The following is a 23349-nucleotide window of genomic DNA, read 5'->3' as shown; positions in this document are numbered from 1 at the left end:
GCCCATTCGGTGGTAGGGGCGTCGACGTGCGACGATGTGCCACATGTCGCAGCAGCAGCCCGAACGGAGTACCGCGTCGCGGCCTGCACGCCCTGACGCGTCCATGTCGCTGCTGACGAACGTCATGGAGCACAGCCTCGACGACGGCTACGCCGAAGCGGCGGCCCGCCGGGGCGAGACGGGCCGGGCCCGCCTGCCGCGCTCACTGCGCGGGAAGGTCTGGCTGGCCGGAGGGCTGGTCCTGGCCGGCCTCGTCGTCACCCTGGGGGCCGCGCAGGCGCGGTTCGACGCTCCGACGGTCGCCAAGGAGCGCGAGGAGCTGATCGACCGCGTCGAGGACGGCACCGAGGAGGCCGACGACCTCCAGGAGGAGGTCCGTGGCCTGCGGGAGACCGTCGCGCGGATGCAGGACGAGGCGCTTCGCGGTGACGGCGCCGGGGCTGAGGATCTGGTCGGGCTGCTCGCGGGAGCCACCGCCGTCGAGGGGCCCGGAGTGGAGCTCGTCGTCGACGACGCCGAGGACACCGGCGGCGGCTCGGACGGCCCCCGGGAGTCCACGGGCTTCTCCGACACCGGCCGCGTCCGCGACCGGGACCTCCAGTTGGTGGTCAACGGTCTGTGGGCCTCCGGTGCGGAGGCCGTCTCGATCAACGACCAGCGGCTGAGCGCCCTGTCCGCCATCCGGGCCGCGGGTGACGCCATACTGGTCGACAACAAGCCGCTGGTGCCGCCGTACACCATCCTCGCGGTGGGGGAGGGCCAGGAGCTGGCCGACCGCTTCCGGTCGAGCGTGGACGGCCAGTACCTCCAGATCCTGGAGGACAACTACGACATCCGGACGAGCCTCGGTGTGCGGGACGCGCTGCGGCTCCCCGCGGCGCCGAGCCTCACCCTCAGAACCGCCGAGCCGGTCACCAGTCGAAAGGGCAGCAATTCGTGATCGCCGTACTGGGCCTCATCGTGGGAGTCGTGGCGGGGCTGGTGCTCCGCCCCGTGGTACCGACGGCCGTGGAGCCCTATCTGCCCATCGCCGTCGTGGCGGCGCTCGACGCGGTCTTCGGCGGGCTGCGTGCGATGCTGGACGGCATCTTCGTGGACAAGGTCTTCGTCGTCTCGTTCCTGTCGAACGTCGTGGTGGCCGCCCTCATCGTCTTCCTCGGTGACAAGCTGGGGGTGGGCGCACAGCTGTCCACGGGTGTGGTCGTCGTTCTCGGCATCCGCATCTTCTCCAACGCCGCCGCGATCCGGCGGCACGTGTTCGGGGCGTGAGGTCGATGAACGACGACAGGACGCCGGACGGGGAGCGCGAACCGGACCGCGCGGAACCGGGCGGACCGGAGAAGCGCGAGGTCGGGCCCCCGGCCGCCGACGCCCGCCTGCAACCGTCGGCGGGGGACGATGACGCGTCCGCCACCGGCCCTCCCGACGCGGAGGCCCCGGGACCGGACGCGCCGCCGCCGACGCGGGACGGGACCGCCCCGGCGCCCGACACGCCCGGGAACGACCGGATGACCGGCCGGCAGCGGCTCGCCGCCGGCCTCTGGCCGCCCCGGCTCAATCGGAACCAACTCATCGCGGCCGCGCTGCTGTTCGTGCTGGGTCTGGGCCTGGCCATCCAGGTGCGTTCGACCAGCGAGGACAGCGCCCTGCGCGGAGCGCGCCAGGAGGACCTGGTGCGTATCCTCGACGAACTCGACGACCGCACCACGCGCCTTGAGGACGAGAAGCAGCGTCTGGAGACACAGCGCTCGGAGTTGGAGAACAGCTCCGACCAGGCCGAGGAGGCCAGGCAGCAGCGCGAGGAGCGTGAACGCCAACTCGGTATCCTGGCGGGTACGGTGGCCGCACAGGGTCCGGGCATCGAGGTCCGGATCAGTGGCCCGGCCGACGTCGTCGAGGCGGACCGGTTGCTGGACGCCATCCAGGAGCTGCGGGCCGCCGGTGCGGAGGCCATGCAGATCAACGATGTCCGGGTGGTGGCGGACACGTACTTCACCAACGCGGAGGGCGGTGTGAACATCGACGGCCAGTCGGTCTCACCGCCCTACGTCTTCGAGGTCATCGGCCGGCCGCAGGATCTCGAACCGGCGCTGAACATCCCGGGAGGCGTCGTGCAGAGCCTTCAGGGCGACGGTGCGTCGGTCACCATCACCCCGTCCGACACCGTCGTGGTGGACGCCTTGCGGTCGGCGCAGCGACCTGACTACGCTCAGTCGCCGTCGCAGTGAGGTGCCGGTGATCCTTTCCGGGGGTCGGCGGGCCCGTACGACGTCACGTAGGGGAAACTGTTTACTGGCCGCGGACGTTGCCCGGGTGTCCGCTGTGGCCTGTGTGAGCATCAAGGGTCTGTCCTGCCCCGCGGGCGGGTCTGTTTCGTGCGAGGGGAATCGCCCGTGAGTTTTCTTTCCAAGCTGTTCGGCAAGCACAAGGACGCCGGTGGTGCACACCGCGCGCCCCGACACGCTGCCGCCGGGGACCAGACGTCCGCCGGTGAGGCCGAGCGTCCGCTCTTCCGTCCCGACCCCGATGCCCCGCATGGCGGTACTTCGGGGGCGCCGGGCGGGGTTTCCGTTGACCAGGGCGCGGCCGCGCGCATAGGTTCCCAGGCACCAGCAGCCTCACGTGGTGGAGGGTCCGGCGTGCCGATCTGTTCCAGGTGCGGGAACCGGGCCGCCGAGTCCAGCCGCTTCTGCTCCAACTGCGGTGCGCCGCTGAAGGGCGGTGCACCGGCCGGCGAGCGTCCTTCGGAGACGACGTCGACCATCTCGATCACCGGCCTGGAGGCGTACGACGCGGAGGCCACCGGTCAGACGCCGATGCTGTCGCCCGAGGCGGTCGCGGCGATCGACGCCCTGCCGGTCGGATCCGCCCTGCTGGTGGTCCGTCGCGGACCCAACTCCGGGGCTCGCTTCCTGCTCGACAGCGAGGTGACGACCGCCGGGCGCAGCCCGCAGAGCGACATCTTCCTGGACGACGTCACGGTCTCGCGCCGCCACGTGGAGTTCCGGCGCGGCACGGACGGCGGTTTCACCGCGTCCGACGTCGGCAGCCTCAACGGCACGTACGTCAACCGGGAACCCATCGACTCCGTTGCGTTGAACAACGGTGACGAAGTGCAGATCGGCAAGTTCCGGCTGGTCTTCTTCGCCCACCAGCGAGGCGTCTGACGCACGACCCGTCCAGGGAAGGTTCATGCCGCACACACCGTCGGGCGGCGCCCCACCGGGCGCCGCCACCGGGGACCGCGGTCCCGCCGATCGCGTCCCCATGAGCATCGGCTCGGTCCTGGGTCTGCTCCGGGAGGAGTTCCCCGAAGTCACCGTCTCCAAGATCCGGTTTCTGGAGTCGGAGGGGCTCGTGGAGCCGCGGCGCACACCGTCGGGCTACCGCAAGTTCAGCGCGCAGGACGTGGAGCGGCTGGCGTTCGTCCTGCGGATGCAGCGCGACCACTACCTGCCGCTGAAGGTCATCCGCGAGCAGCTCGACGCGCGGGACCGCGGCGAGCAGGTGGCCCTTCCGGGCCCCGCCCAGCCGCCCGACCTCCTGGACGGCGCGGCCGCGCCGCTCGACACGGCGGGGGCGGCACGCGTCGGCCGCGCCGAGCTGCTGGCCGCCTCGGAGATCACCGAGGAGCAGCTCGCGGAGTGGGAGTCCTACGGGCTGCTCGGCCCCGTGGAGAACGGCGGCTATGCGGCCGAGGCCGTGGAGGTCGCCCGCCTCGTGCTGGACCTCGGGCGCTTCGGGCTTCAGCCGCGTCATCTGCGGGCCGTGAAGGCGTCGGCGGATCGTGACGCGGGCCTCGTGGAGCAGGTGGTCGCTCCGCTGCGCCGGCACCGCAATCCGCAGACGCGGCAGCACGCCGAGGCCACGGCCCGCGAGCTGGCGACACTGGCGGTGCGGCTGCACGCCACGTTCGTCCAGGCGGCGCTGCGTGAACAGCGTGGCTGACCCCGTCGGCGCACCGGGATCGGGGGCCCGGGAGTGCCCGACTACCCAAACCGGCGGGGCAGCGCCTAGGGTTGCTATGTGAACGAGCTCGACGTCGTGGGTGTCCGGGTCGAAATGCCCTCCAACCAGCCGATCGTGCTTCTGCGTGAAGTAGGAGGCGATCGCTACCTTCCCATCTGGATCGGCCCGGGTGAGGCGACCGCCATCGCCTTCGCCCAGCAGGGCATGACCCCGGCCCGTCCGCTCACGCACGATCTGTTCAAGGACGTGCTGGAGGCCGTGGGCCAGGAGCTGACGGCGGTGCGGATCACGGACCTGCGCGAGGGTGTCTTCTACGCTGAACTGGTGTTCGCGAGCGGTGTCGAGGTCAGTGCCCGGCCCTCCGACGCCATAGCGCTGGCCCTGCGCACGGGCACGCCCATCTACGGCAGTGACGGGGTGCTCAACGACGCCGGCATCGCGATCCCGGACGAGCAGGAGGACGAGGTGGAGAAGTTCCGCGAGTTCCTCGACCAGATCTCGCCCGAGGACTTCGGTACGAGCAACCAGTGATCCGAAGGCCGCCGATGTCCCCTCGCCGCCCGGTGCGGCGGGGCCGAACTGACGGCGATCCCCGGTTCCTCCCAAGGCCAAACCACTCGTGAGGTCACTATCACCCGGCGTGCCGAGTGTGGCGATCGTTGACGCACGTGGGGTGACTGCCTACCGTCAAGGAGGCAGGTCCCGGCGGCGTCACCGCGGGACGTGAAGGGATGGAGGGTCGGCGTGACCAGCACCGGCGAGGGCAAGGCCACGAACGGCCCGTTTCCGTTTCACGGGGCTCCCGCGCAGCCCGTCGGAGCACCCGCCGGTTCCCCGGAGCCGTCGGACGGCACGGCGGGGGAACGGCTCGGCTACCGGGGCCCGACCGCGTGTGCGGCGGCCGGTATCACCTACCGTCAGCTGGACTACTGGGCGCGTACCGGCCTCGTGGAGCCCAGCGTCCGGGCCGCCTGCGGGTCGGGCACGCAGCGCCTCTACAGCTTTCGTGACGTCGTCGTCCTCAAGATCGTGAAGCGCCTGCTCGACACCGGCGTGTCCCTCCAGAACATCCGCACCGCCGTCCAGCACCTGCGCAGCCGCGAGCTGTGCGACCTCACGCAGATGACGCTGATGAGCGACGGCGCCACGGTCTACGAGTGCACGTCCCCCGACGAGGTCGTGGACCTGCTCCAGGGGGGACAGGGCGTCTTCGGGATCGCGGTCGGCGTCGTCTGGCGGGACGTGGAGGGCGCACTCTCCCAGCTGCACGCGGAACGGCTCGACACCGGAGAGACCCTGGTGCGGGAGCACCCCGGCGACGAGCTGGCGCGGCGACGCAACCGCGCGGGCTGAAGGTGCCGCCCCGCACCGCCGGAACCCGGCGGGGGAGCGGCTGTCAGTGCGGTGCGGCAGCATCGGTGGTGTGAGAGGCGCACCGACGATCCTCCATCTCGACATGGACGCGTTCTACGCCGCGGTCGAACAGGCGGCGAAGCCGAGTCTGCGCGGTAAGCCGGTGGTCGTCGGCGGCCTGGGCCCCCGCGGCGTCGTGGCGACGGCCTCCTACGAGGCCAGGCGCTTCGGGGTGCACTCGGCCATGCCGACCGCGCAGGCCCGGCGCCGCTGTCCGAACGCGGCCTACCTGACCCCGCGCTTCTCCCTGTACCGGCAGGTCAGCGACACGGTGATGGCGTTGCTCGCCGAGCTGTCCCCGTTGGTGGAGCCGCTGAGCCTGGACGAGGCCTTCGTGGACCTGGAAGCGGGCGGCACCCCGCCCGACGTCCGCGCGGCCCAGGAGACGGGCAGCAGGCTGCGCGGGGACATCCGGGCGGCCACGGGGCTCAGCGGCTCCGTCGGTCTCGCCGGCTCGAAGATGCTCGCGAAGATCGCCTCCGAGCAGGCCAAGCCCGACGGACTGGTGACGATCCGGCCCGGCACCGAGCAGGGTCTCCTCGCCCCCCTGAGCGTGCGGACCCTCCCGGGCGTCGGTCCCGCGACCGCCGAGACGCTGCGACGTGCCGGAATCCTCACCGTGGGAGAGGCGGTGGAGGCCGGCGAGGCGGAGCTGCTGCGGTTGCTCGGGCGGGCGCACGGGAGCGGGCTGTACGCCATGGCACGCGGCATCGACGACCGCCCGGTGGTGGCCGAGCGGGCGTCGAAGTCGGTCTCGGTCGAGGACACCTTCGACGTCGACGTCACCGACCGCACCCGCATCCAGCTGGAACTCGCCCGGCTGGCCGAGCGGTGCGCCGCCCGGCTGCGGTCCGCCGGGCGCTCCGGCAGGACGGTGGTCATCAAGGTCCGCAGCTACGACTTCTCCACCCTGACCCGCTCCGACACGCTGCGCGGGCCCACGGACGACCCGGTGGTGATCCGGGAAGCCGCCGCACGTCTGCTCGACACCGTGGACACGACGGCCGGGGTGCGGCTCCTGGGGGTCGGGGTGAGCGGGCTGGCCGACTTCACCCAGGAGGACCTGTTCGCGCAGGCGCGCCCGGAGGAGCCACACGGGGCCCGCACACCCGGCGGGGAACCGGCCGCCGTGGCCCCGCAGCCCCGCCCCCGTGGGCCGGGGGAGGAGGCGGCGCTCGCCGCGGAACCGCGCGGGCCGCACCGCTGGCTGCCGGGGCTGGACGTCCGGCACGCCGTCCACGGCCCCGGCTGGGTGCAGGGCAGTGGCGTCGGGCGGGTCACCGTCCGTTTCGAGCGGCCCGGCTCCCCGCCGGGACGGGTGCGGACCTTTCGCGCCGACGACCCCGCCCTCGAGCCAGGCGAGCCGCTTCCCCTGGCGCCGGGCGGTCATACGTCGGGCAGTGCGCCCGGCAGGACCTCCGGCGGTGCGGGCGCTCAGACCCCCGCCTCGTCGTCCCCCGCGATCCGCCCGAACCCCTCCTCGCCGGGGAGCGTCCCCGACTCACCGGCTGCGGGGATGTCCAGTCCGTAGTGGTGGTAGAGCTGGAGTTCCTGTTCGGGGGAGAGATGACGGCCCACGCCGAAGTCCGGGGCGTCCTTGATGAGCGTGCGGGTGAACGGCACCCGCAGCTCCTCCTCCACGACCTCGCTCGGCCGCAGGGGGACGAAGGCGTCCCGGCCGAACAGCCCCGTGCGCACCGCGGCCCATTCCGGCTTCCCGGTGGCGTCGTCCAGGTACACCTCGTCGACGACGCCGATCTTGGTGCCGTCGCGGTCGAACGCCTTGCGGCCTATCAGGCTGCGCGGGTCGATGTCGGTCTGCACGGTTCCTCCAACTGGTGGGCGTTCGCTCTCCGGGGCTCTTTCACCACGAAAGGGCACTCCGTGCCGCGCGGCCAGTCGAGCACGGGCCCGCTGTCACTCGACCGGCCGCTGGTAGGCTCGAAGACGGCTGTCGACCCCGCGCGGGAGAGCCCTCGGGTAGTGAGTTCCGGGGGCGCCGAAGGAGCAAACCCTCCCCGGAATCTCTCAGGCACACGTACCGTGCGGACGAGGTCACTCTGGAAAGAAGGGCGGATCGCGAGCGCCACGGCGCACCCGGGGTCCCCCCTCACCGACGGTGAAAGCCGGACGTCCCCTCACGGGGCCGGCCCGGTGAAACTCTCAGGTTGAGATGACAGAGGGGGAGGCCGTCCGGGCACCCACGCCGTGGTGCCCCTCGCAGGTCGTAGTGACCAGGAGGCCCCCGCAGATGACCACCGATCGCATCCCACTCTCCGCGTTGGACAGCGGTACCCCGTTCGAACGCCGGCACATCGGGCCGGACGCCGCCGAGCAGGCCAAGATGCTGGCGCACGTCGGCTACGGCTCGCTGGACGAGCTGACCGCCGCCGCCGTGCCCGACGTCATCAAGAGCACCGGGCCGCTGAACCTTCCGGGTGCCCGTTCCGAGGCGGAGGTGCTCGCCGAGCTGCGGTCGCTCGCCGACCGCAACCAGGTGCTCGACTCCATGATCGGGCTCGGCTACTACGGCACCTTCACGCCGCCGGTCATCCTGCGCAACGTGATGGAGAACCCCGCCTGGTACACCGCGTACACGCCGTACCAGCCGGAGATCTCGCAGGGCCGCCTGGAGGCGCTGCTCAACTTCCAGACGGTCGTCGCCGACCTCACGGGCCTGCCGACGGCCGGCGCATCGCTGCTGGACGAGGGCACGGCCGCCGCCGAGGCCATGGCCCTGTCGCGCCGGGTGGGCAAGGTCAAGCAGGGGGTCTACCTGGTCGACGCCGACTGCCTGCCGCAGACGATCGCCGTGATGGAGACGCGGGCCGAGCCGGCCGGCGTCGAGATCGTCGTCGCCGACCTGTCGGACGGCATCCCCGCCGACATCGCCGAGCGCGGCGTCTTCGGTGTGCTGCTCCAGTACCCGGGCGCCTCCGGTGCCGTGCGCGACCCCCGCGGTCTGATCGCCCGGGCCCGGGAACTCGGCGCGGTCGTGACCGTCGCCGCGGATCTGCTCGCCCTCACCCTCCTGACCTCCCCCGGCGAGCTCGGCGCGGACATCGCCGTCGGCTCCAGCCAGCGCTTCGGCGTCCCGATGGGCTTCGGCGGCCCGCACGCCGGTTTCATGGCCGTGCGCGAGAAGTTCGCCCGCAGCCTGCCCGGGCGCCTGGTCGGTGTCTCCGTCGACGCCGACGGGCACAAGGCCTACCGGCTGGCGCTGCAGACGCGCGAGCAGCACATCCGGCGGGAGAAGGCCACCAGCAACATCTGCACCGCGCAGGTCCTCCTCGCGGTGATGGCCGGTCTGTACGCCGTCTACCACGGCCCCGACGGGCTCTCCGGTATCGCCCGCCGCACCCACCGCCACGCCACGCTGCTCGCGGCCGGTCTGCGGGACGGCGGCGTCCACGTCACGGCGGGCGCCTTCTTCGACACGGTCACCGCCGAGGTCCCCGGCCGGGCCGCCGAGGTCGTCGCCGCCGCGCGTGAGGCGGGCGTCAACCTGCGGCTGACGGACGCCGACCACGTGGGCATCGCCTGCGACGAGACCACCGGACGTCACCAGGTGGAAGCCGTCTGGAGCGCCTTCGGCGTCCGCGCCGACCTGGACGACCTGGACCGGACGACCGAGGACGCCCTGCCCGCGGAGCTGCTGCGGGCGGACGAGTTCCTCAGCCACCCCGTCTTCCACCAGCACCGCTCCGAGACGGCGATGCTGCGCTACCTGCGCCGCCTCGCCGACAAGGACTACGCGCTGGACCGCGGGATGATCCCGCTCGGGTCGTGCACGATGAAGCTCAATGCGACGACCGAGATGGAACCCGTCACCTGGTCGGAGTTCGGCGGCCTGCACCCGTTCGCGCCGGCCGAGCAGGCCGAGGGCTACCTCACGCTCATCCGCGAGCTGGAGGAGCGGCTGGCCGAGGTGACCGGATACGACAAGGTCTCCATTCAGCCCAACGCCGGTTCGCAGGGCGAGCTGGCCGGTCTGCTCGCGGTGCGCGCCTACCACCGGGCGAACGGCGACACGCAGCGCACCGTGTGCCTCATCCCGTCCTCCGCGCACGGCACCAACGCGGCCAGCGCCGTCATGGCGGGCATGAAGGTCGTCGTCGTCAAGACCGGGGAGAACGGCGACGTCGACACCGAGGACCTGCACGACAAGATCGCGCGGTACCGGGACGAGCTGGCGGTCCTGATGGTCACCTACCCCTCCACGCACGGCGTCTTCGAGGACGACATCTCGGACGTCTGCGCGGCCGTGCACGAGGCCGGCGGCCAGGTGTACGTGGACGGCGCCAATCTCAACGCGCTGGTGGGCCTCGCCCGTCCGGGGGCGTTCGGCGCCGACGTCTCCCATCTGAACCTGCACAAGACCTTCTGCATCCCGCACGGTGGCGGCGGCCCCGGCGTCGGTCCGGTCGGCGTCCGCGCACACCTGGCCCCGTACCTGCCCAACCACCCGCTGCAGCCGGCCGCCGGTCCGGCCACGGGCATCGGCCCGGTCTCCGCCGCCCCCTGGGGCTCGGCCGGGATCCTGCCGATCTCCTGGGCGTACGTGCGGCTGATGGGCGCCGAGGGGCTGCGCCGCGCCACCCAGGTCGCGGTGCTGAGCGCCAACTACATCGCCAAGCGCCTCGAACCGCACTACCCGGTGCTCTACACCGGGCCGGGCGGTCTGGTGGCCCACGAGTGCATCGTCGACGTCCGCCCGCTGACCAAGGCCACGGGCGTGACCATCGACGACGTGGCCAAGCGGCTGATCGACTACGGCTTCCACGCCCCGACGATGTCGTTCCCGGTGGCCGGGACGCTGATGATCGAGCCGACGGAGAGCGAGGACCTGGCGGAGATCGACCGCTTCTGCGACGCCATGATCGCGATCCGGGCCGAGGCGGACCGCGTCACCTCGGGGGAGTGGAGCGCCGAGGACAGCCCGCTGCGCGGTGCCCCGCACACCGCCGCCCAACTCGCGGGCGAGTGGGACCGCGTCTACAGCCGTGCGGAGGCCGCCTTCCCCGCAGGCGTCACGGCCGACGCCAAGTACTGGGCCCCGGTGCGCCGCATCGACGGTGCCTTCGGCGACCGCAACCTCGTCTGCTCCTGCCCCCCGCCGGAGGAGTTCGAGGGCTGAGGCCCCCGCCGCGCGCGGCGGCACCGCCGGCACCCTGAGGGCCGTCGGCCCGGAAACCGTCCGGGCCGGCGGCCCTCGTCGCTCTCCTCGGCCCCGGCAGGGCTCAGGCCGCGGTGGTCACGTGGCGCGTGCCCGACGGCCGGTGGGGCGCGACGATCTTGCCGTCCGGCAGCAACTCGCCGGTGTCGTCGAACAGCAGGACTCCGTTGCACAGGAGGCTCCAGCCCTGCTCGGGATGGTGGGCCACCGGGTGGGCGGCCTCCCGGTCGGCGGAGTCGGCGGACGGGCAGGGTGGCTGGTGCTGACACATGGCGGTGGACTCTCGGCTCTCTCGCTGCGGTGTGATCTGCGTGCTGCGGCTGCTCTTCGTGGTCATCAGGCCGCTCCCCCGTTGGTGCTGGTGGTCCCCAGTGTCGTCCTACGACGGCCGTTCCGCAGGGATTTCCCGGGAGCCGCCCTCACGAGGGGATGACGCGTCCCCCGTCCGGGCGGTTGTCACCGCTTCGGGTCATCCTCGCGTGCGGTGGCATGGCCGGTTGTGACTAGTCCCGCGCGGTGGCCGTGCGCACACCTGTGCCCCGCGACGGTCAGGGTCGCGGGGCACAGGTGTCGCGCGAGAAGCCCGGCCGATGCCGGAGCGGCCGCGTACTACGCCGGGGTGTGCAGCAGCGGTGCGGGCACCAGGCGGTGCGTCAGCAGGGGCAGCAGCGCGTCCACCCGGTGCGGGAGGTGCGGTGCGATGCCCGGAGGCGCCGGCGCCAGCGGGACCAGCAGGTCCTCCGGGGAGAGAGTGCCGTCCGTGGCGTCCACCGCCGGGTCGCCGTGCAGCCACAGCGTGAGCATGTACAGCTCCGGTACGGACAGCAGCCGGGGCCGGTACGGTGCCGGAAGCGCGTCCGCGTGCCGCAGGGCGACCTCCGTCGAGCGGACGTAGGGGCCTTCGCCGAAGTGGGAGAAGCCCCAGCCGTCCGCCGTGAGCATCGCCTCGGCCGTGCCGACGGCCGTGTCGTCGCCGCGGAGGAGGAAACGCCAGCCGGTCAGCCGGGGGCTGGGCGGTCCGCCGGGACCGGTGATGCCGGTCAGGACGTACACGGGCAGCGGCTGTTCGGGCCGCAGCCCGCCGTGCGCCTCGGCCGCGGGGGTGCCGCGCAGGGGCGCGGTGGACGAACCCAGCGCGGCGAGAACGCTGCGCAGGGCGGCTGGGGGAGCCTGGTGAGCATGCAGGGGCATGGCGGGTCGCCTCTCACTTGGGGAGACAGGAGGATGCGCGGCGAAGCACGGACGACGCTGACGGCAGACCCGAGGCACGCCCGAAGCGGGCGGGAGAAGGGTGACCGGAACCGAGAGGCGTCACGTCACGGCCTCAAGCCGGAGTTTATACGACATTTGTTCCCGAGGCGTTTCCGCTACTCGTTTCGGGTGTGCCGCACAAGGAGAAATCCCGCCGGAAAACGCGAGTACTCCACCTGCTGGAACACGGCGCCGTGTTCGATGGCCTCGACGACCGTGTGCCGAGGGGACGGCCGGAAACCGTCTGTGTTTGCCGTCACGCAGGGTGGGAAACAGCATCAGGCTACCGTATGCCTGCGGAATGTGCCGAGAGAAAACACCGGCCGGGTGAGCCTCACGGGTACCCCGCAGGAGTTGTCGATCGTGCCGCGGGGCATCATCGAGGCACTGCCGATCGAGGAGGGACACATCGTGGGGGAGAAGGTCGCTGCCGACGGGTTCGATCTCGCGGACCGCCGGCGCTACCGGGAGAAGCTCCACCGCTGCCTCCGTGCGCTGGACCTGCTGCTGGAGCAGCAGCGGTTCGAGCGCCCCCGCAACCTGATGGGGCTGGAGATCGAGCTGAACCTCGCCGACGCCGAGGGAATGCCACGGATGATAAACGAGGAGGTTCTCGGGCGCATCGCGAGCCGCGATTTCCAGACCGAGCTGGGTCAGTTCAACCTCGAAGTCAATATCCTTCCGCACCGCCTCGGCGGCCGCGTACTGGACCAGTTGGCCGAAGAACTGCGCACCGGGCTCGCATACGCCGACCGCAAAGCCCGTGAGGCCGACGGGCGGGTTCTGATGATCGGTATTCTGCCCACCCTCACTCCCGCCGATCTCATCTCCGCCAACTTCTCCAGCGCCGACCGCTACACCCTTCTCAACGATCAGATCATGGCGGCGCGCGGTGAGGAGATCCTTCTCGACATCGACGGCCCGGAACGGCTTTCCTACACCTCCGCCTCCATCGCGCCCGCCGCCGCCTGTACCTCCGTCCAGCTCCACCTGCAGGTCACTCCGAGCCGCTTCGCCGACGTCTGGAACGCCGCGCAGGCCGTGCTGGGGGTGCAGCTCGCCGTGGGAGCGAACTCCCCCTTCCTCTTCGGTCGGGAGCTGTGGCGCGAGTCCCGTGTGCCGCTCTTCCTCCAGGCCACCGACGCGCGTCCGGCCGAGTACGCCGCCCAGGGCGTCCGCCCCCGCGCCTGGTTCGGCGAGCGCTGGATCGATTCGCCCCGCGACCTCTTCGCGGAGAACCTCCGGTACTTCCCTGCCCTGCTGCCCCTGCGGGACGAGGAGGACCCCCTGCACGTCATCGAGCAGGGCGGCATCCCCACCCTCGCCGAGCTGGCGCTGCACAACGGCACCGTCTACCGCTGGAACCGCCCCGTCTACGACGTCTCCGACGGCGTCCCGCACCTGCGGGTGGAGAACCGCGTCCTGCCCGCCGGGCCCAGTGTCACCGACGTGCTCGCCAACACCGCCCTGTACTACGGCCTGGTGCGCGCCCTGGCCGACGAACAGCGCCCGGTGTGGAAGCGGCTGCCGTTCGCGGCGGCCGAGGAGAACTTCCGTGCCGCGGCCCGGCACGGCATCGACGCCCGGCTGACCTGGCCACGGCCCGGCCGGAGCGGCTCACCGGCCGCCGTGCCCGCGCACCGCCTCGTGCTCGACGAGCTGCTGCCGCTGGCCGCGACCGGCCTGGACGCCTGGGGGATCGAGCCGGCCGACCGCGACTTCTACCTGGGCGTCATCGAGGAGCGCTGCCGCCGCCGTACCAACGGCGCGGCTTGGCAGGTCGCCGCCTACCACCGGGCCAGGGACGGCGGGCTCGACCGGGAGAAGGCGCTCGCGGCGGTGGCGCGGCGGTACGTAGAGCTCGTCGGCGCCGGGGAGCCGGTGCACACCTGGCCGACGCACGGCTGACGGCGCGCGGCACCCGCACGTCCGTCCGCGGGGCGGGTAGGGCAAGCTGGTCCTCCAGCCGACGCATGCCCGAGGGGAGCCATCACGTGAGGTCGTGGGCGGCCGGACCGACGGCGTCCAGCGTGACGCCCGCCCTGCCAGGCGAACGTGACCGGGCCCTGCTCGGACGCGAGACGCTGCTCGTCCTGGCCCTCTCCCTGGGGGCCAGCGCCCTGGCGGCGCTCATCAGCTTCACCGGCTCCCTGACCCGGCCGGGCGGACTGGCCGACCAGGCGGCGAACCTGAACAGCTCCCGGGCCCCCGACCGGCCCTGGCTGGACCTGGCCTGGCAGCTGTTCGGGATCACCACCGCGCTGGTGCCCGTCCTCCTCGTGGCCCACCTGCTGACGCGCGAGCCCGCCCGGTCCACCGGGTCCGCCGACGGCGGGCTGCGCCTGCTCGGCTTCGACCCGCGTCGGCTCGGCTTCGACCTCGGCCGGGGCGCTCTCGTCGCGGCCGGGATCGGCGGCAGCGGCCTGCTGCTCTACCTCGGCGCCCGCGCGGCCGGAGCCAACCTCACGGTGGTGCCCGAATCGCTGCCCGACGTGTGGTGGAAGCTGCCCGTCCTGGTCCTCTCCGCCGTGCAGAACTCCGTCGTCGAGGAGGTCATCGTCGTCGGCTACCTGCTCCGACGACTCGACCAGCTCGGATGGAGCCCGCTGGGCGCTCTCGCCGCCAGCTCCCTGCTGCGCGCCACCTACCACCTCTACCAGGGCATCGGCGGCTTCGTCGGCAACCTGGTGATGGGCGTGATCTTCGTCTGGCTCTACCGCCGTTGGGGCCGCGTCGGTCCGCTCGTCGCGGCGCACGCCTTCATCGACATCGTCGCGTTCGTGGGCTACGCCCTCCTCGCGGACAAGGTCGGCTGGCTGCCCACCGGCTGAGCCGTGGTCGGAGAGAGGCCCAGCCCGGTCGTGACGCGCGCACACCGCGTCGGAGCCCGTCACACGCCGACGCGCAGCCGGCCCTCCAGCACGGTGACGGCGTGTCCGGCCAGCAGCGTCCGGTCCCCGCGCAGCGTCGTGCGCACCAAGCCGGTGCGCCGGCCGCCCTGCCGTCCGGTGAGGCGCTCGCGGCCCAGCCGGGCGCTCCAGAAGGGGGCCAGCGCGGTGTGCGCGCTGCCGGTGACCGGGTCCTCCGCGATGCCCACCGAGGGGAAGAAGCACCGCGAGACGAAGTCGTGCTCCGCCTCCGGGTCGCCCGCCCGGGCGGTGACGATGAACCCGCGTGCACCGAACCGACCGAGGACCGCGACGTCCGGGTCGAGGGTGCGCACGGTGGACTCGTCGGCGACCTCCACCAGGAAGTCGCCCACGTCCGGCCCGGTCTCGTGCACGCTGAGCGGTTCGACGCCCAGCGCCGCGGCGGCGCCCAGGGGCAGCTGCGCCGCCGTGAGTGGGGCGGTGGGGAAGTCCAGGGTGACGCCCCCGTCCTCGGCGACGCTCGCACCGAGCACCCCGCTCAGCGTGGCGAACCGCACGTCCCCGGTGGCCGGACGTGTGGTGTGCAGGACGTGTGCCGTGGCCAGCGTGGCGTGGCCGCACATGCGGACCTCGGCGGCGGGGGTGAACCAACGCAGCGCCCAGTCCGCCTCGCCGCCCCCGGGCAGCGGGTGGGCGAAGGCCGTCTCGGACAGGTTCATCTCCGTCGCGATGCGCTGGAGGGCCGCGTCCTCAGGGAAGGACGCGCCGTCGAAGAGCATGACGGCGGCGGGGTTGCCGGCGAACGGACGCTCGGTGAAGGCGTCGACGATGCGGATCTCCATGCGGCGGACGCTACGGCGCTCCGCGCGGACCGGTCCATGGCCACCTCGGCTGCGGTGGACCGCCGTGGAGAAGGGGTGCCGACGCAGGCGCGTGCGGGCGGACGGGGCGGCCGGGCGCGGCGTGGCCACACTGCGAGACAGGAGCGACTTCGCTCGACACTCATGTTGGCCGTGGGCATGATGTCGGCATGCCGGAAGCCCCCACATCCGCCGTTCCCCGCCGCGCCGGCGGCGGCATCGGCCTCGCCCTGGTCTCCGCGTTCGCGTTCGGCGGCTCCGGGGTGGCGGCGAAACCCCTGATCGAGGCCGGGCTCGACCCCCTGCATGTCACCTGGCTCCGGGTGACCGGCGCGGCGCTGGTGCTGCTGCCGCTGGCGTGGCGGCACCGCGCCCTGGTGCGCGAACGCCCGGCGCTCCTCGCCGGGTTCGGCCTGCTGGCCGTCGCGGGGGTGCAGGCCTGCTATTTCGCCGCCATCGCCCGCATCCCCGTCGGCGTCGCGCTGCTGATCGAGTACCTGGGGCCCGCGCTCGTGCTGGCCTGGGTGCGGTTCGTCCAGCGGCGGCCGGTGAGCCGCGCGGCGGGTCTGGGCGTCGTCCTGGCCGTGGCCGGGCTGGCCTGCGTGGTGCAGATCTGGGCCGGTCTGCGGCTCGACGCACTGGGGCTGCTGCTGGCGCTGGGTGCCGCGTGCTGTCAGGTGGGCTACTTCATCCTGTCCGACCACGGCGGCACCCCGGTCGACGGCCGCAGGGTGCCCGACCCCGTGGGCGTCATCGCCTACGGCCTCCTCGTCGGCGCCGTCGTGCTCACGGTCGTCGCCCGCCCCTGGACGATGGACGGGCGCGTGCTCACGCGGACGGCGCTCATGGGCGGGGCGGAAATGCCGGCCGTGGTGCTGCTGGCGTGGGTCGTGCTGGTCGCCACCGTGGCCGCCTACCTCACCGGCATCGTCGCGGTGCGCAGGCTCTCTCCCCAGGTGGCCGGCGTGGTCGCCTGCCTGGAGGCCGTCGTGGCGACGGGCCTGGCCTGGTTCCTGCTCGGCGAGCGGCTGGCCGCCGTGCAACTCCTCGGCGGCGCGCTGGTGCTCGCCGGCGCGCTGACGGCGCAGCGTGCGACACCCGCCGCCGCGCCCGCGGAACCCGTCGCCCGGGGCGGGGGCGGGGACGCGCGATTGCCCGAGGACGTCCGGCTTCCCTAAGGTGCTCCCATGCCGATGAGCGTGCTCTCCCCGCCCGCCGCCTGAGGCGGGCGGGCCGAACGACGCACGCGGGCCCCTGGGGGCGCCGCGTGGGCCCCGGCTGCCCGCACACGGGACGAACCTCTTCTTCGACTCGTCGTGGAGCACTCGGCACATGAATCCTCGAACCGCTTCCGCCGCCCTGCCCGTCGGGCGCGGCCTTCTCTTCGTCATCGTCTCCGCCGTCGCCTGGGGCACGGCCGGGGCGGCGGCGGCCCTCCTCTTCGACAGCAGCGGGTTGGGCCCGGTGGCCCTCACCTTCTGGCGCACGGCCGGGGGCCTCGCGCTGCTCGCCGCCGTACGCGCCGTGCGGCGGCCCGCGCGCGTCGTGACCGCGCCCGTCGCCGAGTCCGCCCGGCGGCGGTTCACCCGCGTCCTGGCCACCGGGCTCGGCCTGACCGTCTTCCAGACCGCCTACTTCGCCGCCGTCGAGACCACCGGGCTCGCGGTGGGCACCGTGGTGACCCTCGGCGCCGGGCCGGTGCTCATCGCCCTGGGCGGACGGCTGCTGATGGGCGAACGGCTCGGCCGTGGCGGCGCGCTCGCGGTGGCGGGCGCACTCGCCGGTCTCGGCATCCTCGTACTCGGCGGGGAGGGATCGGGGACCGTGGTGCCCCGAGGCGTCGCCTACGCCCTGCTGTCCGCGCTGGGCTACTCCGCGATGACCCTCTACATCCGGCGGCGCGGCCGGGACGGACAGGCCGCCGACCCGCTCGGCACCACGCTCTCGGCGTTCGCCGTCGGCGCGGCGCTGCTGCTCCCCCTCGCCGCCGCCGAGGGGCTGTGGCCGCAGGGAGCGGACCTGACCCGCTCGGTGCTGCTGATGGTCTACGTGGCGGCCGTGCCGACGGCGCTCGCCTACGCGCTGTACTTCGCGGGGCTGGCCGTGGTCCGGGCGGCGACCGCCTCGGTCATCGCCCTGATCGAGCCGGTCACCGCCGCGCTCATCGCCGTCACGCTGCTCGGTGAGCACCTGAGCGCGGCCACGGTCACCGGGACGGCGGTGCTGCTGGCCGCGGTGACGGCCCTGGTGCTCGCCGAGTCCCGCGGGGCGTCACGTCCCGGAGCCGGCCGTGAGGTAGTCCGGGGTGGCCGTGCCGGGCCTGAGGTCGTCGGCCGGCACCGGATCGCCGTGGACGACGCGGACGGGCACCAGACCGCTCCAGTGCGGGAGTGACAGGTCCTCGGGATCGTCGGCCGGGCCGCCCGTCCTGACCTTGGCGGAGACCTCCTCCAGTTCCAGCGCCAGGACGGCGGTCGCGGCCAGTTCCCGGGCGTCGGCGCGCCGGGAGTCGGCCGAGCGGCCGGGGATCACGTGGTCCACCAGGGCGTCCAGCACGGCGGCCTTCTCCTCGGGGGCGGTCACCGGCGTCGCGGTGCCGTGGACGACCACCGAGCGGTAGTTGACCGAGTGGTGGAAGGCCGAGCGGGCCAGCACCAGCGCGTCGAGGTGGGTGACCGTCACGCACACCGGGAGGCCGGGGGCCGTACCGGCCTCCCGCAGCGGGCGGGAGCCGCTGGAGCCGTGCACGTAGAGCCGTTCCCCGATCCGCGCGTACAGGGTCGGCAGCACCACCGGCCGTCCGTCGCGCACGAAGCCGAGGTGGCACAGGTATGCGGAGTCGAGGATCGAGTGCACCAGCTCGCGGTCGTAGGAGGCGCGTTCCCTGCTGCGGGTGGGGACGGTGTGGGGCGTCGGATCGTAGGAACCGGTGGCGGTGGACATCGTGAGGTGCTCCCCTGGGTCATTGCACTAGTGCATAATGGGTTTTGTGCTAGGAGACTATCGAATCACCGGGCGGCGTGCGACCGAGATCGCCGACAGCGTCGAGCGGGGAGTGAGCAGCGGAGCCCTGCCCCCGGGCCGGGCGCTGCCCGCCCTGCGCGATCTCGCCGCCCACCTGGGCGTCAACCCCAACACGGTCGCCGCCGCCTACCGCACCCTGCGGGAGCGCGGGGTCGTGGAGACGGCCGGGCGGCGGGGCACCCGCGTCCGCGCCCGCCCCGCGAGCACGCCACGGGAGGCGCTGCGCGTGGCGGCGCCGGAGGGTACGCGCGACCTGGCGGACGGGAACCCGGACACCGCGCTGCTGCCGTCCCTGGAGGCGGCGCTGGCGGAGGCGGCCGTCCGCTACACCCGGCGCCCCACGCTCTACGGTGCTCCGGCGGTCAGCGCCGAACTGGCGGCCCTCGCCCGGGTGGCCTTCGACGCCGACGCGGTGCCCGACGGGCCCGTGGCCGTCACCTCCGGATCGCTCGACGCCATCGAGCGGGTGCTGGCCGCACATCTGCGGCCGGGCGACGCCGTCGCCGTCGAGGATCCGGGCTGGGGCAGCGCGCTGGACCTCGTGCCCGCCCTCGGTCTGCGCGTGCTCCCCGTGCGGGTGGACGACGACGGGCCGCTGCCCGGTGAGGTGGAACGGGCGCTGGAGCGGGGCGCTCGCGCCCTGCTCGTCACCTCCCGCGCGCAGAACCCCACCGGAGCGGCCGTCGGTGCCGAACGCGCGGGCGACCTGCGCGCGGTGCTCGGGGCCCGGCCCGGCACGCTGCTGATCGAGGACGACCACGGCCACGGGTTCGTCGACCTGCCCCCGCACACGCTCGCCGGCGCGACGACGCGGTGGGCTGTCCTGCGCTCCGCAGCGAAGGCCCACGGTCCCGACCTTCGGCTCGCCGTGCTCACCGGGGACGAGCTGACGCTCGACCGGGTGCGCGGCCGGCAGGCGCTGGGCCCCGGCTGGGTCAGCCTGCTGCTCCAGGACGCGGTTACCCACCTCTGGCGCGAGGGCGCGGTGGACACCGCCGCCGTCGCCCGCTCCTACACCCGGCGGCGTGCGGGACTGCTGGCCGAGCTCGCGCGCCACGGCGTGGCCGCCCACGGGCGGTCGGGGATGAACGTGTGGGTGCCGGTGCCCGACGAGACCTCGGCGGTGGCCGGGCTCCTGCGGTCGGGCTGGGCGGTCGCGCCGGGTGCCCGGTTCCGGCTGGCGACGCCCCCCGGCGTCCGGCTGACGCTCTCCACACTGGACGTCGGGGAACTGCCGGGCCTCGCCGAGGACGTGGCCGCCGCGCTGCGCCCGCCGCAGGCCCGCCGCTACGGCTGACCTGTGCGGGGCCACGGCCGGCCGTGGCCCCGCACGCGGTGCCGTGGACGACCCGCCGGCGTCAGCCGAGCAGGATGGTGTCCCCCGAGACGGTGATCTCCGCCGGAGGCAGCGGGCGCTGGGCCGGTCCGTCGACCACCGCGCCGTCCTCGACGGCGAAGCGGCTGCCGTGGCAGACGCAGTTGATCGTCCCGTCCGCCACCTCCTTCACGAGGCAGTTCTGGTGGGTGCACACCGCGGAGTACGCCGTGAACTCGCCGGCCACCGGCTGGGCCACGACGACCTTCTGGTCGGCGAAGACCCGTCCGCCGCCCTCGGGGATGTCGGACGTCTTCGCCAGCTCCTCGCCGCCCCCGCCCCCCTCCGGCGCGGAACCCGTCGACCCCTCCTCGGGGGAGCCGCCCCGCGTCCCCCCGGTGTCCGGCTCGGCGGAGTCGGTCCCGCCGCAGGCGACGAGCACGGTGGTGAACCCGGCGGCTCCGGCCGCCGCGAGCACGGCGCGCCGGCTGGTCTCTGGTGTCCTCATCGTGAACCTTCCTCTGACGGGCCAACCTGTGCCGAGGGGTACGCACCCGGGACGCGGCGCGTTCACCGTGGGCCGGACTTCTTCCCGGCCCACGGAGCGACCGCTCGGCCGAGGAGTGGATCAGCCCGCGAGATCCCGCCGCGCGTGGACGACGCGTCCGTCGAGGAACGTCAGGTCGATGGGCAGCTCCGGGATGTCGTGCGGGTCGGTGGCGCGCAGATCGCCACCGAGGACGCACAGGTCGGCGACCTTGCCCGGCTCGATGGTGCCCTTCCACTCCTCGGCGAAGTCCTGCCGGGCGGGGTGGGAGGTGTAGGCCCGGAGCGCCGTCTCCAGGGAGACGCGCTGGTCCGCTCCGCTCACCCGGCCCGTGGCCTTGGACTCGCGCAGCATCATGGCGGCCACCCCCCGACGCCAGTCGGGCGCCGTGATGGGGGCGTCGGAGCCGACGCAGACGGCGATCCCGGCCTCCGCCGCGGACCGCACCGGCCACTGGTAGTCCGACCGTTCGCTGCCGACGATGTCGTCCATCAGGTCCGCGATGGTCCACTTGATGGCCGGGTTCATGTTGATGCCGTACCCGTGGGCGGCCAGCCGGGCGAGGCTCATCGGGGAGGCGAAGTCGCCGTGAATGACGTAGTGGCGGGCGTCCGCCCGGGGGTGTGCCCGGTCGGCGGCGACGAACGCGTCGACCACGGCGTCGATCGCACGGTCGCCGGTGACGTGGACGCCCAGCTGGTACCCCGCCGCGTGGGCGACCCTGATCATCTCCGTCAACTCGGCCTGCTGCAGGCCGGCGTCGGCCCCGTGTACGCACAGCGAGCCGTTGGCCCCGTCCGTGTACGGGTCGTGCATCCAGGCGGTCTCGTTCGGGGGCACGCCGTCGGCGAACACCTTGACGCCGATCGCGGCCAGCCGCCGGGGGTCGACGTCGTCGGGGACGGCGAGCCCTTCGAGCCCGGCCGTCACCTCGGCCGCCGAGCCGCCCATGGGCGCGGGCAGGAGCAGGACCCGCACGCGTGCGGCGAGTTCGCCCGCGCGGGCCAGCTCGACGTAGGCGTGCAGCGTCGCGGTGTCGAGGCCCCCGCCGAGGATCTCGGCCCCGCCGGGGCCGAGCCCCGGCTCGGTGTAGCTGGTGATGCCCTCGGCGTGCAGCGCCGCGACGGCCGTCCGGATCGCCTCCTTGCGCTGCTCGACGCTCGCGGGCGGCACCAGTTTCTGGACGAGCGCCTGCGCCGTCTCCTTGAGGATGCCGGTGGGCTCCCCGGCGTCGTCGACCTCGATCACGCCGCCCTCCGGAGCCGGCGTCCCGCGCGTGACCCCGGCGCGGCGCAGAGCCGCGGAGTTGGCCCAGACCATGTGACCGGAGAAGTCGGTCAGGCACACCGGGTGGTCGGGGGAGACGTCGTCCAGGTCGCGCCGGTGCGGGCGGCGGCCGGGCTCGGCGCGGCACTCCCGCAGGTAGCCGACGTCCCAGCCGAGACCGGTGATCCACTGCCCCGGTGGGGTCCGGTCGGTGGCCCGCCGTACCGCGTCGGCGATGTCGGCGATCGACTCCACGGCCGGGTGGCCGATGTCCAGCGCGAACGGCGGCCGGGTCAGGGCCCAGGCGGCGCCGTGCAGGTGCGAGTCGTTGATCCCCGGCAGCACGGTCCGCCCGGCCAGGTCGATGACCTGGGTGTCCGCTCCGGCGAGCGCTGTGACCTGCTCGTTCGTTCCGACGGCGAGGATCCGGCCGTCCCGGACGGCGAGGGCCTCGGCGACGGAGAACGCGTCGTCGACGGTCAGCACGTCGCCGCCGGTCAGAATGAGGTCCGCTGTCTCCGGCATCGATGACCCTCCTGGGTGGTTGAACGGTTGAACGGGCGAGCGGGGTGAACGCGCACGGCACGACGGGGCGGGGAGGCGTACGGCCCGCGCCCGGAGCACCGGGGCCGGTCAGAGACCGAGCACGCGGCGGAGCCACGAGAGGCGGGTGGCCAGGGCCGCCCGGGTGAGGTCGTGGTCCGGGGCGAAGACGTCGAAGCCGTGGAAGGCGCCCTGCCAGATGTGCAGTTCTGCCTGTCCGCCCGTGGCCCACAGGCGCGAGGCGTAGGCCACGTCCTCGTCGCGGAAGAGCTCCGCGCTGCCGGCCTCGATGAACGCCGGGGGGAGGCCGGAGAGGTCGCGGGCCCGGGCGGGGGCGGCGTAGGGCGACACCTCGGCCGTCGGATCACCGGCCCGCTCGCCGAGCAGCGCGCGCCAGCCGAGCAGGTTCATCTCCCGCCGCCAGGTGCCGCTGCCGTCGTACTGGTGGCTCGACACGGTGGTGTTGGAGTCGTCGAGCATGGGGCACAGCAGCAGCTGCCCGGCCAGGTGCGGTCCGCCGCGATCCCGTGCCATGAGGGCGACCCCGGCCGCGAGGCCACCTCCGGCGCTGCCCCCCATGACGACGACGCGGCGGTGGTCCACACCGAGTTCGGCGGCGTGCCGCGCCATCCACTCCAGACCGGCGTAGCAGTCCTCCACCGGTGCCGGGTCGGGATGCTCGGGGGCCAGGCGGTACTCCACGCCGACGGCCACCACGCCCAACTCCGCCACCAGGTCCACCAGACGCGGCGTGTCCTGGTGCCGGGTCCCGCTGATCATGCCCCCGCCGTGGATGTTGAACAGCCCGGGCACCGGCGCCTTGCGGTGCCGTGGCCGCAGCACGGTGACGGCGAGGTCGGGGGCGCCGTCAGGTCCGGGGACGGTGCGCTCCTCCGCGTCGACGGCCCGCGCGCCGATGACCTCGGCGACGGGCGGCTGGGGGAAGCCGGCCGCGGCGGCGCGGACCGCTTCGACCGTCGCGGGCGGCGGGTCGGCCTCCTCGCCCCGCGTCATCGCGTCGAGGATCGCGGCGAGTGCGGGGTCGAAGGGAGCGGGGGTGACGCGCACGGGGTTCCTCCGGGGACGGTCGGACGCGGGGAGAGAGCGGGCCGGGG

21 protein-coding genes, 1 pseudogene and 1 riboswitch are annotated in these 23349 nt (G+C 73.5%); of the genes and pseudogenes, 14 read left to right on the top strand and 8 right to left on the bottom strand.

The window, feature by feature from the left end; all coding sequences use genetic code 11:
- Nucleotides 1-34 precede the first annotated feature (34 nt).
- The 8 genes from V6D49_RS00895 to V6D49_RS00860 all read left to right on the top strand — a co-directional run bounded on the left by V6D49_RS00895 (nucleotide 35) and on the right by V6D49_RS00860 (nucleotide 6913).
- Complete coding sequence (locus V6D49_RS00895; protein ID WP_340556199.1) at nucleotides 35-940, top strand: DUF881 domain-containing protein; 906 nt, start codon at nucleotides 35-37, stop codon at nucleotides 938-940.
- The gene (locus V6D49_RS00890) at nucleotides 937-1269 is read left to right on the top strand and encodes a small basic family protein (protein WP_219093043.1); all 333 of its coding nucleotides are present in this window, start codon (nucleotides 937-939) and stop codon (nucleotides 1267-1269) included. Before V6D49_RS00895 ends, V6D49_RS00890 begins: the two co-directional genes overlap by 4 nt.
- A 5-nt stretch (nucleotides 1270-1274) precedes the next feature.
- On the top strand, nucleotides 1275-2228 hold the full coding sequence (locus tag V6D49_RS00885; protein ID WP_340556197.1) for a DUF881 domain-containing protein: 954 nt from the start codon (nucleotides 1275-1277) through the stop codon (nucleotides 2226-2228).
- A gap of 165 nt (nucleotides 2229-2393) precedes the next feature.
- A complete protein-coding gene (locus tag V6D49_RS00880; protein ID WP_445330445.1) occupies nucleotides 2394-3167 on the top strand; it encodes an FHA domain-containing protein in 774 nt (257 codons plus the stop codon).
- Nucleotides 3168-3192: 25 nt separating this feature from the next.
- The gene (ftsR, locus tag V6D49_RS00875; protein WP_340556193.1) at nucleotides 3193-3948 is read left to right on the top strand and encodes a transcriptional regulator FtsR; all 756 of its coding nucleotides are present in this window, start codon (nucleotides 3193-3195) and stop codon (nucleotides 3946-3948) included.
- A 78-nt stretch (nucleotides 3949-4026) separates the two neighbouring features.
- Nucleotides 4027-4500, top strand: a complete 474-nt coding sequence (locus V6D49_RS00870) for a bifunctional nuclease family protein (RefSeq protein ID WP_191211117.1) — start codon at nucleotides 4027-4029, stop codon at nucleotides 4498-4500.
- A 213-nt stretch (nucleotides 4501-4713) separates the two neighbouring features.
- The gene (locus V6D49_RS00865; protein ID WP_340556191.1) at nucleotides 4714-5322 is read left to right on the top strand and encodes a MerR family transcriptional regulator; all 609 of its coding nucleotides are present in this window, start codon (nucleotides 4714-4716) and stop codon (nucleotides 5320-5322) included.
- Between the two features lie 70 nt (nucleotides 5323-5392).
- Nucleotides 5393-6913 (top strand): DNA polymerase IV, encoded by a 1521-nt coding sequence (locus tag V6D49_RS00860; protein ID WP_340556189.1) that lies wholly within the window; start codon nucleotides 5393-5395, stop codon nucleotides 6911-6913.
- On the opposite strand, the gene V6D49_RS00855 is transcribed toward V6D49_RS00860, so the two are convergent.
- A complete protein-coding gene (locus tag V6D49_RS00855) occupies nucleotides 6817-7206 on the bottom strand; it encodes a PRC-barrel domain-containing protein (protein WP_340556187.1) in 390 nt (129 codons plus the stop codon). The genes V6D49_RS00860 and V6D49_RS00855 overlap by 97 nt on opposite strands.
- A 131-nt stretch (nucleotides 7207-7337) precedes the next feature.
- Nucleotides 7338-7436, top strand: a riboswitch (glycine riboswitch).
- A 197-nt stretch (nucleotides 7437-7633) separates the two neighbouring features.
- On the opposite strand from V6D49_RS00855, the gene gcvP reads away from it, so the two are divergent.
- Nucleotides 7634-10519 (top strand): aminomethyl-transferring glycine dehydrogenase, encoded by a 2886-nt coding sequence (gcvP, locus tag V6D49_RS00850; RefSeq protein ID WP_340556185.1) that lies wholly within the window; start codon nucleotides 7634-7636, stop codon nucleotides 10517-10519.
- Between the two features lie 103 nt (nucleotides 10520-10622).
- On the opposite strand, the gene V6D49_RS00845 is transcribed toward gcvP, so the two are convergent.
- Together V6D49_RS00845 and V6D49_RS00840 are read right to left on the bottom strand one after the other, a co-directional pair.
- Entirely contained in the window at nucleotides 10623-10829 is a 207-nt protein-coding gene (locus tag V6D49_RS00845; RefSeq protein ID WP_191211240.1) for a DUF5999 family protein, read from the bottom strand.
- A 338-nt stretch (nucleotides 10830-11167) separates the two neighbouring features.
- Nucleotides 11168-11749 (bottom strand): hypothetical protein, encoded by a 582-nt coding sequence (locus V6D49_RS00840; RefSeq protein ID WP_340556184.1) that lies wholly within the window; start codon nucleotides 11747-11749, stop codon nucleotides 11168-11170.
- Between the two features lie 471 nt (nucleotides 11750-12220).
- On the opposite strand from V6D49_RS00840, the gene V6D49_RS00835 reads away from it, so the two are divergent.
- Together V6D49_RS00835 and V6D49_RS00830 are read left to right on the top strand one after the other, a co-directional pair.
- A complete protein-coding gene (locus tag V6D49_RS00835) occupies nucleotides 12221-13717 on the top strand; it encodes a glutamate--cysteine ligase (protein WP_340563583.1) in 1497 nt (498 codons plus the stop codon).
- 122 nt (nucleotides 13718-13839) lie between these two features.
- Nucleotides 13840-14640, top strand: coding sequence for a CPBP family intramembrane glutamic endopeptidase (locus tag V6D49_RS00830; RefSeq protein WP_340563581.1), 801 nt, complete (start codon nucleotides 13840-13842; stop codon nucleotides 14638-14640).
- A 59-nt stretch (nucleotides 14641-14699) separates the two neighbouring features.
- Here the strand turns inward: V6D49_RS00830 and V6D49_RS00825 are convergent, their stop codons facing one another.
- Nucleotides 14700-15521: a PhzF family phenazine biosynthesis protein gene (locus V6D49_RS00825; RefSeq protein WP_340556182.1), complete on the bottom strand. Its 822-nt coding sequence runs from the start codon at nucleotides 15519-15521 to the stop codon at nucleotides 14700-14702.
- A 188-nt stretch (nucleotides 15522-15709) separates the two neighbouring features.
- Between V6D49_RS00825 and V6D49_RS00820 the strand changes: the two genes are divergently transcribed.
- On the top strand, nucleotides 15710-16717 hold the full coding sequence (locus V6D49_RS00820; protein WP_340556181.1) for an EamA family transporter: 1008 nt from the start codon (nucleotides 15710-15712) through the stop codon (nucleotides 16715-16717).
- Nucleotides 16718-16871: 154 nt separating this feature from the next.
- Nucleotides 16872-17816 (top strand): annotated as a pseudogene (locus V6D49_RS00815) (DMT family transporter); the annotation flags it as partial.
- Here the strand turns inward: V6D49_RS00815 and V6D49_RS00810 are convergent.
- Nucleotides 17811-18482 (bottom strand): pyridoxamine 5'-phosphate oxidase family protein, encoded by a 672-nt coding sequence (locus V6D49_RS00810; RefSeq protein WP_340556180.1) that lies wholly within the window; start codon nucleotides 18480-18482, stop codon nucleotides 17811-17813. The pseudogene V6D49_RS00815 and the gene V6D49_RS00810 sit on opposite strands and share 6 nt — an antisense overlap.
- A 37-nt stretch (nucleotides 18483-18519) precedes the next feature.
- On the opposite strand from V6D49_RS00810, the gene V6D49_RS00805 reads away from it, so the two are divergent.
- A complete protein-coding gene (locus V6D49_RS00805; RefSeq protein ID WP_340556178.1) occupies nucleotides 18520-19860 on the top strand; it encodes an aminotransferase class I/II-fold pyridoxal phosphate-dependent enzyme in 1341 nt (446 codons plus the stop codon).
- A 61-nt stretch (nucleotides 19861-19921) separates the two neighbouring features.
- On the opposite strand, the gene V6D49_RS00800 is transcribed toward V6D49_RS00805, so the two are convergent.
- From V6D49_RS00800 to V6D49_RS00790, 3 genes are all read right to left on the bottom strand, one after another.
- Complete coding sequence (locus V6D49_RS00800; protein WP_340556176.1) at nucleotides 19922-20386, bottom strand: Rieske (2Fe-2S) protein; 465 nt, start codon at nucleotides 20384-20386, stop codon at nucleotides 19922-19924.
- A 120-nt stretch (nucleotides 20387-20506) separates the two neighbouring features.
- Nucleotides 20507-22216, bottom strand: coding sequence for an amidohydrolase (locus tag V6D49_RS00795; protein WP_340556175.1), 1710 nt, complete (start codon nucleotides 22214-22216; stop codon nucleotides 20507-20509).
- A gap of 108 nt (nucleotides 22217-22324) precedes the next feature.
- Nucleotides 22325-23302: an alpha/beta hydrolase gene (locus V6D49_RS00790; protein WP_340556174.1), complete on the bottom strand. Its 978-nt coding sequence runs from the start codon at nucleotides 23300-23302 to the stop codon at nucleotides 22325-22327.
- Between the last annotated feature and the right edge of the window lie 47 nt (nucleotides 23303-23349).

The sequence above is a fragment of the Streptomyces sp. GSL17-111 genome, assembly GCF_037911585.1.
Lineage (GTDB): Bacteria > Actinomycetota > Actinomycetes > Streptomycetales > Streptomycetaceae > Streptomyces.
This window is presented reverse-complemented; position numbering and strand designations above follow the sequence as displayed.

Excerpts from the sequence above, each read along its gene's own strand:
- V6D49_RS00895 (WP_340556199.1), top strand. The coding sequence starts at position 35 with ATGTGCCACATGTCGCAGCAGCAGCCCGAACGGAGTACCGCGTCGCGG.
- V6D49_RS00885 (WP_340556197.1), top strand. The coding sequence starts at position 1,275 with ATGAACGACGACAGGACGCCGGACGGGGAGCGCGAACCGGACCGCGCG.
- ftsR (WP_340556193.1), top strand. The coding sequence starts at position 3,193 with ATGCCGCACACACCGTCGGGCGGCGCCCCACCGGGCGCCGCCACCGGG.
- gcvP (WP_340556185.1), top strand. The coding sequence starts at position 7,634 with ATGACCACCGATCGCATCCCACTCTCCGCGTTGGACAGCGGTACCCCG.
- V6D49_RS00845 (WP_191211240.1), bottom strand. The coding sequence starts at position 10,829 with ATGTGTCAGCACCAGCCACCCTGCCCGTCCGCCGACTCCGCCGACCGG.
- V6D49_RS00840 (WP_340556184.1), bottom strand. The coding sequence starts at position 11,749 with ATGCCCCTGCATGCTCACCAGGCTCCCCCAGCCGCCCTGCGCAGCGTT.
- V6D49_RS00825 (WP_340556182.1), bottom strand. The coding sequence starts at position 15,521 with ATGGAGATCCGCATCGTCGACGCCTTCACCGAGCGTCCGTTCGCCGGC.
- V6D49_RS00820 (WP_340556181.1), top strand. The coding sequence starts at position 15,710 with ATGCCGGAAGCCCCCACATCCGCCGTTCCCCGCCGCGCCGGCGGCGGC.
- V6D49_RS00810 (WP_340556180.1), bottom strand. The coding sequence starts at position 18,482 with ATGTCCACCGCCACCGGTTCCTACGATCCGACGCCCCACACCGTCCCC.
- V6D49_RS00805 (WP_340556178.1), top strand. The coding sequence starts at position 18,520 with ATGGGTTTTGTGCTAGGAGACTATCGAATCACCGGGCGGCGTGCGACC.
- V6D49_RS00800 (WP_340556176.1), bottom strand. The coding sequence starts at position 20,386 with ATGAGGACACCAGAGACCAGCCGGCGCGCCGTGCTCGCGGCGGCCGGA.
- V6D49_RS00795 (WP_340556175.1), bottom strand. The coding sequence starts at position 22,216 with ATGCCGGAGACAGCGGACCTCATTCTGACCGGCGGCGACGTGCTGACC.